Source organism: Vibrio sp. 10N.222.46.A1 (assembly GCF_041473595.1).
GTDB classification, from domain to species: Bacteria; Pseudomonadota; Gammaproteobacteria; order Enterobacterales; family Vibrionaceae; genus Vibrio; species Vibrio tasmaniensis_A.
The window spans coordinates 1-2,193 of sequence record NZ_JBFRSN010000577.1 but is presented as its reverse complement, the minus strand read 5'-3'; the positions used below and the strand labels follow the sequence as shown (position 1 = coordinate 2,193).

The following is a 2,193-nucleotide window of genomic DNA, read 5'->3' as shown; positions in this document are numbered from 1 at the left end:
AATCATAATTGAATAACCCCTAAACAAACTTGATATGTTGCTGGCAAGAAACCTTGATGGTTTTTAAACTCTCGATATTCCCGTTCAACAAGCTGCAACATGCGGCGACTTGTTAAACCTTGTGAGCGACCACTTACGTGATTAGCGCCGATACCTTTAAGGTCGCGCATCAGTTCAAACGCAGTGTCGTACCAAACGGTGATGGTGGGCAAGTCTAGTTGATGAGCCGTACAGCTAGATTGCGCTAACGCAATTTTTACCTGATTGATTGTAATAAAATGGTTAACGTGTTGATGTGCGTCAATTTTGGACCACGACTTTTTCAGTTCAAACAGTGATCCATCAAGCAAAGTTGAGAAAATAACACGTCCACCAACCGCTGTAACACGCTTCATCTCTCTCAAAGGCGACGACAAGTCGTCACACCATTGCAACGCAAGGCTAGAGAAAACGATGTCAAAGTGCCCGTCTTCAAACGGTAATTGCTCGGCATCGGCTTGTTGATATGAAGAGACTGATACACCACAGCGCTGTTTTGCTTCGTCCAACATTCCATTGGAAAGGTCAGCACATACCACTGCAGCACCTCGCTTAACTAACTGTTCAGAGAAATACCCTGTACCACAACCTAGATCGAGCACCTTTAACCCAGAGAGGTCACTCGGTAGCTTATCCAATAGTCGGTGGCCTACATCGCGCTGAAACTCAGCGTGTTTGTCATAGGTTGCAGCTGCTTTGCCGAAGGCTTCAGCAATCGCACTCTTATCTTGGCTTACGTAATTATGCACTACTGCTTCTTGTGACATTTACTGAGCCTCTTTCTTTAATTCAAAGCTTGATTCTATGCTTGGTTTGCTTCCAGAGTCGTTGCTTCGCTCTATTGCTTGAAGCAACGAGTCAGTTAACTGAAGAATCTGTTTCTGACTGTGGTTCGCCGTTAAGGTAATACGCAAACGAGCAGTCCCAATAGGCACCGTTGGTGGCCTTATTGCCGTTACCCAAACTTGGTTGCGCTTTAACTCTTCAGCAATAGATAGTGCTGCTTGGGCTTCGCCGATTAAAAATGGCTTGATCGGCGTCTGAGTATCAATAAAACCTTTCACATCATTCATCTGCTCTGCATAGAGAGCGCCTAACTCCGTGAGTTTCTCACGACGCCACTCTTGCGTTTGAATCATCTGGCATGCATGAGACAAAGCCACCGCTTGTGAAGGTGGCATTGCCGTCGAATACACATGATGACGCGCACACTGAGTTAAGTAATCACCCACTTCTGACGAACAAAGAATCGCAGCACCAGAAAGGCCAAATGCTTTACCAAAGGTCACCACCAAGATATCAGGTGAGATTTGTGCGGCGTTGCAACTCCCTGCCCCGTTATCACCTAATACGCCAATACCGTGGGCATCATCAACCACCAACCAACTGTCGTATTGATTAGTCAGGCTAGATATCTGGCTGAGAGGCGCTTGATCACCATCCATGCTGAACACACCCTCAGTCACAACCAAGGATTGTGGAGTTTGACTCAATAGCGACTCTAAATGTTGCGTGTCGTTATGCTTAAAGCGTTTCATGGTTGCAGGTGAAAGCATCCCCGCTTCCATCAAAGAGGCGTGGTTGAGCTTATCTTGCAGTAGAAAATCGTCTTTTTCGAGCAGAGAAAACAACAAAGCTTGATTAGCACTGAAACCAGAACTAAATAGAATGGCACGTTCAAAGCCAAGCCATTCACACAGCTGAGCCTCTAAATTTCGATGAGCAGGACTAAAACCCGTGACCAATGGCGATGCTGCACTTCCAGCACCATATTTGGAAAGTCCGGTTTGCCATGCATCGACCAGTTCAGGATCGTTTGCCAAGCCTAGGTAATCATTACTCGAAAAGTTAATAAAGCGAGAACCTTCACTATTAAGCAAAGGGCTATTGCTGTTTTCGAGCACCTTAAGTTGACGAGTTAACCCTTGCTCACGGCGATGAGCAAGGGCACTTTTGATGCGAGATTTAAACAGTGGCATCGTAGAACATGTCATCTTTCGTTGGACGAGCAGCAACGCGCTCCACCACTTGATCTAACAGTTCATTTTCTTGAATTTCGTCTGGCTTCTGAGCCACCTGTTGGCTGTTGATACCTAACTTCTTAAACAGCTGCATGTCCGTGTCTTCATCTGGGTTTGGCGTAGTCAGTAGCTT

General features: G+C 46.0%; 2 protein-coding genes and 1 pseudogene. All 3 read right to left on the bottom strand.

Annotation, left to right across the window (positions count from 1 at the left end; genetic code table 11):
* Positions 1 to 2: 2 nt before the first annotated feature.
* Entirely contained in the window at positions 3 to 806 is an 804-nt protein-coding gene (bioC, locus tag AB4496_RS16370; protein ID WP_009848818.1) for a malonyl-ACP O-methyltransferase BioC, read from the bottom strand.
* Positions 807 to 2,018 (bottom strand): 8-amino-7-oxononanoate synthase, encoded by a 1,212-nt coding sequence (bioF, locus tag AB4496_RS16365; RefSeq protein ID WP_102257833.1) that lies wholly within the window; start codon positions 2,016 to 2,018, stop codon positions 807 to 809.
* Positions 2,005 to 2,193, bottom strand: a pseudogene (locus AB4496_RS16360) (biotin synthase); the annotation flags it as partial. The gene bioF and the pseudogene AB4496_RS16360, both read right to left, overlap by 14 nt.

What these genes read in the sequence shown, in the direction of transcription:
- bioC (WP_009848818.1), bottom strand. Translation starts at nt 806, where the DNA reads ATGTCACAAGAAGCAGTAGTGCATAATTACGTAAGCCAAGATAAGAGT.
- bioF (WP_102257833.1), bottom strand. Translation starts at nt 2,018, where the DNA reads ATGCCACTGTTTAAATCTCGCATCAAAAGTGCCCTTGCTCATCGCCGT.